The 7285-nt window shown below is 71.9% G+C and carries 8 protein-coding genes and 1 pseudogene; all 9 read right to left on the reverse strand.

Annotated features, from left to right (window positions below):
• Window positions 1-73: 73 nt before the first annotated feature.
• The 9 genes and pseudogenes from ACFQ7F_RS29845 to ACFQ7F_RS29885 all read right to left on the reverse strand — a co-directional run bounded on the left by ACFQ7F_RS29845 (window position 74) and on the right by ACFQ7F_RS29885 (window position 7164).
• On the reverse strand, window positions 74-1048 hold the full coding sequence (locus ACFQ7F_RS29845) for a collagen binding domain-containing protein (RefSeq protein WP_383276750.1): 975 nt from the start codon (window positions 1046-1048) through the stop codon (window positions 74-76).
• Window positions 1049-1082: 34 nt separating this feature from the next.
• Window positions 1083-1571 carry a hypothetical protein gene (locus ACFQ7F_RS29850; protein WP_383276753.1) on the reverse strand — a complete coding sequence of 163 codons (489 nt, stop codon included), beginning with the start codon at window positions 1569-1571 and terminating at the stop codon, window positions 1083-1085.
• A 32-nt stretch (window positions 1572-1603) separates the two neighbouring features.
• A complete protein-coding gene (locus ACFQ7F_RS29855) occupies window positions 1604-2476 on the reverse strand; it encodes a DUF317 domain-containing protein (protein WP_383276756.1) in 873 nt (290 codons plus the stop codon).
• A complete protein-coding gene (locus ACFQ7F_RS29860; RefSeq protein WP_383276759.1) occupies window positions 2473-3702 on the reverse strand; it encodes an ATP-grasp domain-containing protein in 1230 nt (409 codons plus the stop codon). Before ACFQ7F_RS29860 ends, ACFQ7F_RS29855 begins: the two co-directional genes overlap by 4 nt.
• A gap of 77 nt (window positions 3703-3779) precedes the next feature.
• Window positions 3780-4077, reverse strand: a pseudogene (locus tag ACFQ7F_RS29865) (hypothetical protein).
• Between the two features lie 34 nt (window positions 4078-4111).
• Window positions 4112-5347, reverse strand: a complete 1236-nt coding sequence (locus ACFQ7F_RS29870) for an MFS transporter (protein WP_383276762.1) — start codon at window positions 5345-5347, stop codon at window positions 4112-4114.
• Window positions 5344-5871 carry a regulator gene (locus tag ACFQ7F_RS29875; RefSeq protein WP_383276765.1) on the reverse strand — a complete coding sequence of 176 codons (528 nt, stop codon included), beginning with the start codon at window positions 5869-5871 and terminating at the stop codon, window positions 5344-5346. Before ACFQ7F_RS29875 ends, ACFQ7F_RS29870 begins: the two co-directional genes overlap by 4 nt.
• Complete coding sequence (locus tag ACFQ7F_RS29880; RefSeq protein WP_383276768.1) at window positions 5868-6710, reverse strand: winged helix-turn-helix transcriptional regulator; 843 nt, start codon at window positions 6708-6710, stop codon at window positions 5868-5870. Before ACFQ7F_RS29880 ends, ACFQ7F_RS29875 begins: the two co-directional genes overlap by 4 nt.
• A 40-nt stretch (window positions 6711-6750) precedes the next feature.
• The gene (locus ACFQ7F_RS29885; protein WP_383276771.1) at window positions 6751-7164 is read right to left on the reverse strand and encodes a hypothetical protein; all 414 of its coding nucleotides are present in this window, start codon (window positions 7162-7164) and stop codon (window positions 6751-6753) included.
• Window positions 7165-7285 lie beyond the last annotated feature (121 nt).

A 7285-nucleotide genomic window follows, 5' to 3' on the forward strand; every position in this document is an offset into this window, starting at 1 on the left:
CGCCAGCGCCCCCGGCTTCCCCCGCGTGGACTCCGGGGGCTCGGGGTCGCGCAGAGGGTGGATGAGGGTCAGCTCAGCTCTCGGTGGAGTCGTCGGTGGGCCCGTCCGTGCGACTACGGCGTGCCAAGGCGAGGGCGCCTCCACCTGCTGCGATCAGTACTCCCGCGCCGCCGATCAGCCACGGTGTGGCATCAGCTCCAGTGTGCGCGAGCGAGCCATCGGGGGCAGGCGCCGCAGTGCTCGACGCGGTCTCGTCAGCGGTCGGAGTACCCGAGGCGGACGGCACCGAGACGTCCTCGTCCTTGCCGGGCTTGCTCGGGGAAGGCTTGTCGGTCGGCTTCTGCGTGGGCGGCGGGGTGGTGGCGGTCTTGGAGTTGGTGACGGTCACGGTCACGGGGGCGCCGGGGCCCGCGCTGAACGTCTTGGACGGCTTGTAGAGGTCGTAGCCGGCGGGGGCCTTGATCTCCTTGACCCAGAACTGCGTCTTCCGGTGTGAGACCGGCAGTTCTCCGGAGGCCGTGCCCTTGGAGCCGGTGGTCAGGGTGAGCAGCGTCGAGGTGCCGGTGCCGATGTTCACGGTCGCGCCGGGCAGGAGCTTGCCGGTCTTGCGGTCCTTGGCCCGCAGGAGGACCTTGGCGGCCTTGAACGGGTCAGTGATCGTCAGCCGGGTGGTCGCGCCCGGGGTGACGATGACGTCCTGGTCGGCGACGACCTGGTGAAGCGGGCTGCCGGAAGCTGTCTCCTTGAGCCGGTAGACGCCCGGCTCAAGGTCGGGAAAGGCCAGCTTCCCCTGTGTGTCGGTCTTCCCGCGTCCGGCTTCCTGACCGGCGGAGTCAAGCAGCAGGAAGCCGGCGCCAGGAAGTACGTCTCCGGCCGTATCCTTCGCGGTGATCTCGACTCTGCCCGCGTCCGGGGCCGGTGCCTCGGCGGAGGCGGCAGGAGCCGCGGGGGTCGGGTCGGAGGGCTGGGCGCTCGCGGCCGGCGCCCAGGTGAGGGCGCCGGTCACCACACCGGCGATGGCGACGGAACGGACGAGACGTGCGTGCACGAGGAACGGGACTCCTTGATCAGTAGAGGAAAGGTCAGCGGGTACGGGCACCGTTGCGTGTGATCGGCGGGACGGCCGCGCTGAGCACGGGGCGCGTGGCTGTGCGGCCGGGTGCGGACACGGTCCAGGCGCCGGGGAACCAGACGGCGGTGTACTGCTCGATGGCATCGCGCAGCCCGGTGGCGACGGCTCCGTCCCAGGGTGGCCGCCCGGGGCGGTGGTAGGTGTCGAAGGTGCCGTACTGCTTGGTGTTCGGCCGGGTGTTGGCCGCTTCGTCGCGGCGGTGGAAAGTTCCGTGGTCCACGAAGCTGAGCGCCACCGCGTCGATCTCGCCGCGGTCCGGGTGGACGACCGTCACGCGCAGACCGCCGTAGGTGTCCGCGTGGATGGTGCGGCTGAAGTCGATCCGCAGTCGCAGCGGTGCGCCCCGGACGGGGACGGCGAAGTAGGTGTTGCCCACGACGGTGTGGTCGTGGAAGGGGAGGCACAGCTCGGCGAAGAACTCGGGGGCCTGCAGGGACAAGAAGGTTCCTCCGGTCGAGGGTTGGGCTGCCGTCAGCGACGAGGGCCAGGCAGCACCGGTCGACTGGTGGTGCTCCAGCGCGGGACGCTGGGCGCAGGCAGCGCAGCGGGGCGGCGGGCTGCGGCGGCCCGCTGCACGTCGAGCGGGGTGGGGGCCGGCGGCCCGGGCGGAAGGATCGGGGTGAGCTGGGCCATGCCCTTGAGGTAGCTGAAGGTCTCCTCGCGCCATCGGGGTAGTGGAGCCGGGTCGGCAACGCACTGGGTGACGGCGGTGAGCAGGGCGACGGGGGTGTCGGTGCTGGCCGTGGCGTACCAGACGGCCCGGTCGATGGACTTGCCCGCCCACAGCTGCCAGCGGGCCTCCCGCGTGGTCAGCTCGGCTTCCGGATCGAGGTCGCCGGTGGTGAACTCCATGCCGGCGAGACCGTCGGGGGCCTGGAGCGCGAAGACGGCCCAGCGCGGGCGGTCAATCTCCCAGCCCTGTTTCAGGAGCGGGACGACGGCGAGAAAGGGATCGTGTTCGTCGGTCCCGGAGACCGGCCGGGCGAGGTAGGCGTCGGGCCCCTGTTCGTACGCCGTGGCGAGGACGGTGGTGAACGCCGCCACGAACTCGGCGGGGACCCGGTCGTTGAAACAGACGCCCCACGCCGGCGGCCCGAACGAGTCCTGGTAGGCGTTGATACGCCAGAGCCCGTCGTCTTCGCCTTCGGGCAGGTAGCCCAGGCGCACGCGCCGGTCGGGAGCGCTCACGTACACGTTGCCGAGGTCGTCGTGCTGCAGTTCCCAGCCGAGGTTGAGCAGCGGGGCGAGAGCGGGGTCACCGATCCCGGTGGTGGACGCGAGGTGACGCGGGGAAACGTAGACGTCGCCGTCGATGTCGCGGATCGGATCGGACTGGTGGCTCATCGGTCCGCCCTCACAGTGACGGTGATCTCGTCGTCGGCGAGATCGAGCCGTTCGGTGACCTCGGCGGCGGTGCGGCCGGTGACGATGTAGAAGCCGGCCCGGGCGGTGTACAGGTCGCCTTCGGGCGGTAGAACGAGCTGGTCGCCGATCTCGCGGATCCACTGGACCTGCCGCAGCCAGGGGGTGTGGGCGGCGAACGGCTGGTTGATGTGCCGTGCGGTGAGGGTGCCGGAGGCGTTCGGGTAGAGCATGCGGATGCCTGCGGCCCCGTTACGGGTCGGGGTGAGGTCCGGCGTTTGGCCGCAGGCGAGGTCGGCGGCGGCCTTGGGCAGGTCGATGCCGGTGGCGAGGCGGACGAGGTGGCCGATCATGTCGCCGGCGACGCGTGCGTTGACCTCGATCAGCCGGGGCCGGCCGTCCACGAGGCGCATCTCGACGTGCTGCACGCCGTCGGTGATCCCCAGCGCCTTGACCGCGGCGGCGGCGGTCGGGGCGACCTGGGCCAGGAGCGGGTCGGTGGCATCGACGGTGTGGTCGATCTGGTCGAAATACGGTGCGGGGCCCAGGTGTTTGCGGTTCACGGCGACCGCGGTGGTCACGCCGTGGTGGGTGACGCATTCGACGGAGACTTCCGGCCCGTCGAGGTACTCCTCGACCAGGACGCCGGTGTCCTCACGGCTGCGGCTCGCACCGGCCGAGGCGAACGCGAAGGCAGCAGGCAGCTCTTGGGGCCCATCGACGCGGATCACGCCGATGGCGCCGGCGAACGCGGCGGGCTTGATGACGACGGGGTAGCCCAGCGTCGCCGTCGCCAGTTCGGCCTCCAGCAGGGTCCGCGCTGTTATCGAGGCGGCCGAGGGCACCCCGTGGCGGACGAACAGAGTACGGGCGACGGACTTGTTGCGGCAGGCCCGCATCACCTCGGCGGAAGGCGAGGACAGACCGAGCGCGCGGGCGAGGCGGGCGGTGGGGACGAGGTGGAACTCATCCCAGGTAACGACACCGGCAAGGTCATGGCGTTCGGCCAGGGCCCGGCCGCCGGCGAGCAGCGCGGCGGGGTCGGTCAGGTCGACGACGGCGTGGTCGACGATGAACGGCCGCTCCCACGACGGCTCGGTGGCGGTCAACAGGACGACGTCGTACGCGGCGGCCACCTGCTCCAGGCAGTAGCCGCGCAGAGTCTCATCGCCGGGGGAAACGACGAGCACGAGGGGACGAGCGGACAAGAAGGGGTTCTCCCTATCGGTGGACGGCGGGACGAGCGCCCTATCGGTGGACGGCAGGACGAGCGATCAGGGGGGTCTTAAGCGGCGCGGCGGCGCAGCTCGAAGACGCCGGCCCAGTGGGGGTGGTCGTCGATCAGGCGGCGGGCGTAGAGGGCGGTGTAGTTGTTGTTCAAGCCGGTGGCACCGTTGGGGAGTTGGCGGCGCAGATCTTCGAAGAGGTCCTTCAAACTGACGCGGGTGGCGCCGGCGGCCAGGCGGCGGGCGGCCAGGCGTTCCAGAGCTCGGTAGATGTGCGGGTTGTGCGTCGAAGTCGCGGAACTGTGCGGTGATGCTGCGGCCGGTCGCGCGGTGCGATCCGAGGACGGCGGTGGGCATGAGGTTCTCCACAGGGTGGGCAAGCGCGGCAGGGTCAGGTGCGCAGGGCGGGATCGGTACGCAGGCGGGCGAAGGCGCAGAGCAGGCCGAGGGTCTGCAGGGCGGCGCAGGCGGTGATGACGTGGCCCAGCGCGTCGGGCGGGGTGAGTGCGGTGAGTACGCCGGCGACGGGGAAGGGCAGCAGGAGGATGAGGATGGTCGCCGACAGGGTGCTGCCGAACTTCTCCGGTGGGATCAGGTGGGAGCGCACGGTGCGAAGCACCACGGCCAGGCCGCCGTCGGCCGCCATGAGGACGGCGACCAGGACCAGGTAGGACAGGTAGTCGGGGGCCTGGGCGGCGGCGAGAGCGGCGAGCGAGGCGAGGGCGGCGCAGGCGGCGCCGACCGGCCACAGGCCAAGCCGGTCGAGCGCGAACCGGCAGATGGCAACAGCCACGAGGGTGGCCGCCGCGGCGGCGGACCAGACCAGGCCGACGGCAGTGGTGGACTGCCCGAAGTGCTGGACGACGATCACCGGGCCGGCCGCCTGAAGGAAGCCGGTGGCCAGGTTGGAGAGGGTCAGGCCGGTGACGAGCCAGCCGAGCGCGGGAAGCGAGCGGATGGTGCGCCACCCGGTGAGGAATCCGGCGCCGGAGGGCCCCTTCGGTGCGCGGGCCGGGGCGACCGGCGAGGGAGGTGTGCGCAGCGCGAGGAGCGCGGCGAGCAAGGAGAACACCGTGATCACGGCGAGCATCTGAGGAGGGCCGGCGAGCAGCAGCAGACCTGCCACTGCCGGCCCCGTCAGGGTGGCGGTCTGGTCGATCCCGAGCAGGATGGCCTGGACGCGGTGGGCCCGCCGTCCCGCTCGGCGGCCGGCGGCGCCGCCCGCGGTCTCGGCCGCGATGTAACTGAACTCGGTGAGCACACCGGTGCTGGCCGCGAGCACCATCACGGTCACGGTCGCCACCGTGCCCGACGGATAGAGGTGGAACAGGACCGCACCGGCCGACAGAGCCAGTGCACGTCCCAGCGAGGCAAGGTGGAAAACCACGGCCGCACCGCGTCGGTCGACGACCGATCCGGCCCAGCCGAAGGCCGTCAGCCGCGGGATCCACTCCAGGGCGAACGCCGCGCCCGTCAGCGTGGCGGAGCGCGTGGTGGCCAGGACCAGCAGCGGGATGCCGTAGGTGGACATCGCGAACGCGAGGGCGTCCGCCGTGCGCGGCAGATAGATGCTGCGCAGCAGCCCGCCGGTGTGGCGAGCGTGCCGGGGTGTGACAGCTAGGCTCACGCAGCGGACTCGCGTTCGGGTTCGAGGAGCGCGGTGACCTGGGGATTGGCGTGCAGCCACTGGAGCAGAAGGTCGCGCGGTCGGGACGGCTCCAAGCCGTCCTGGGTATTGGTGAGTTGGGTACGCGTCTGAAGGTCGGAGCCACCCGCCGGGTCTGTGGCGAGCAGGGGCTCCAAGAGGCCGAGGGTGCACCTGATGCGGCTGGTGAAGTCACAGATGCGGGTCGGGTAGGCGTGGTGCCGGGCCCACCGGGCGGTCGCGTCGTAGAAGTCGGCCAGCTCAGCGCCGGACGTCTTGAGTTCAAGGCCGACGCCGGGCGCGACTCGGACGAGATCGTGCACGCGGGCAACGTGGGTGATCCGGCGCAGGTGATGCGGGGAAAGGTCGGGCAGCGTGCTGGCCAGCTTCCGCGGCGGAATCGGCCCGTTGTCGTCGATCTCGGTGATCAGGCGGATCAGCGACGGCGAGGACAGCAAGTCGACGGCATTGCGCAGTTCGGCGGAGGTGAACGAGGAGGCGGTCATCGGCGCGCACCTCCCGCCTGGACGACGCCCATCGGGCGGGCGCTCGTGGCATGGGAGAAGAGGTCGCGGTTGTGCCACCCCGGAGTGGGCTCCCCCGTCCGGACTTGAGGGAGGGCTATGGGGGCCGGCCGGGGCTGGCTGCTGACCCACGGCCTCGGCGCGGCCTTCGCCTGCGCATGCCCCCAGACCGGGTGCTGGGCAGCCTGGCTGAGGGGCTGTCCGGCGGACCACGCGGACAGGGCGCCGAGAACGGGCCCCAGGCCGGCGCCCGCCGCGGAGAGCCGGTAGGGCTGGCCGGTGCCCTCGGTGTCGACCAGGCCGTCGGCGACGAGCTGCCGCAGCGGCGGGTAGACGTTGGTCCAGTCGCTGCTGCGCATGATGATCCGGGCCAGGGCCCGCCCGCTGACCTCGCCTCGGGATTTCAGCACCCACAGGATGGCGGCGGCATGGCGCCGGGTGAGCAGCGTGAGGCTGTCCTCGATCTGCTCGATAGCGGGCAGCGGGACCTCCGCCGTCTCCAGATGGGTCTCGGCCCAGGTGACGATCATCGGCAGCACCGGCAGCAGGGCGACACCGCGCTCGGTGTGGCGGTAGGTGACGTGCCGTGTGGTGTGTTCGGTGCGCTCGACCAGGCCCGCGTCGCACAGCGCCTTGAGCTTGGGGTGGAGCTGGCCGTTCTGCAGCCAGGACACCTTGTCCGCCAGCTCGCTGTACCGCACGGGCGGGCCGGAAAGAGCCAGCAGGATCCGCACGTTCCAGCGCGGGGTGATCATGGCGAGGGCCTCGGTGACCCGGGCGATGTCGCCGTCGGTGTCAGGGGGCAGAGCGGTGATGGCCAAGGGAGGAACTCCTGGGTGAGTAAGGGAAATCGCCTGCGGGTCAGCGGCGGTGCGCCGTGCTCTGGGCCGCGAGGGGCGGAGCCGGAACGGGCGGTGAGCACGTCGGCGGGGACGGCGCTGGGGCCGGGATGCGGGCCAGGCTGTACAGGACGGCGGTGACCGACTTGGCCTGGACATCGCGCACGGCGACTGCTTCGGCGAGCCGGCGGGCGCCGTCGAGGAGGTGGGAGACCTCGTGCCGGCCGATCTGTCGCTCGGGGTGGATGAGCCGGGCGAGGTTCTCGCGGTGGACGTCGATGCTGCGCTCGGCGAGGGCGAGGTCGTCGTGCATGGCGAGCAGGGCGGAGAGCATGCCGGGCGGCTGGTCCTGGGCGTGGGCTTCGAGGTCGTCGAGCGTCGCGCCGTACAGGTCCTCGATCCGTCCGGCTATCTCGGTGGACGAGGGGTGGGGCAAGCGGGGGCTTTCAGGGTCGGCGGGCCCGGGCCGCCCCCGCGCGCCGGGGTGGCCGGGGGGCGGGGGGGGGGGGGGGTGTGGTGTACCCGCGCAGGGGCCAGCGGGCGGGGCGGGGCCCCGG

Source organism: Streptomyces sp. NPDC056486 (assembly GCF_042795295.1).
Taxonomy (GTDB): Bacteria; Actinomycetota; Actinomycetes; order Streptomycetales; family Streptomycetaceae; genus Streptomyces.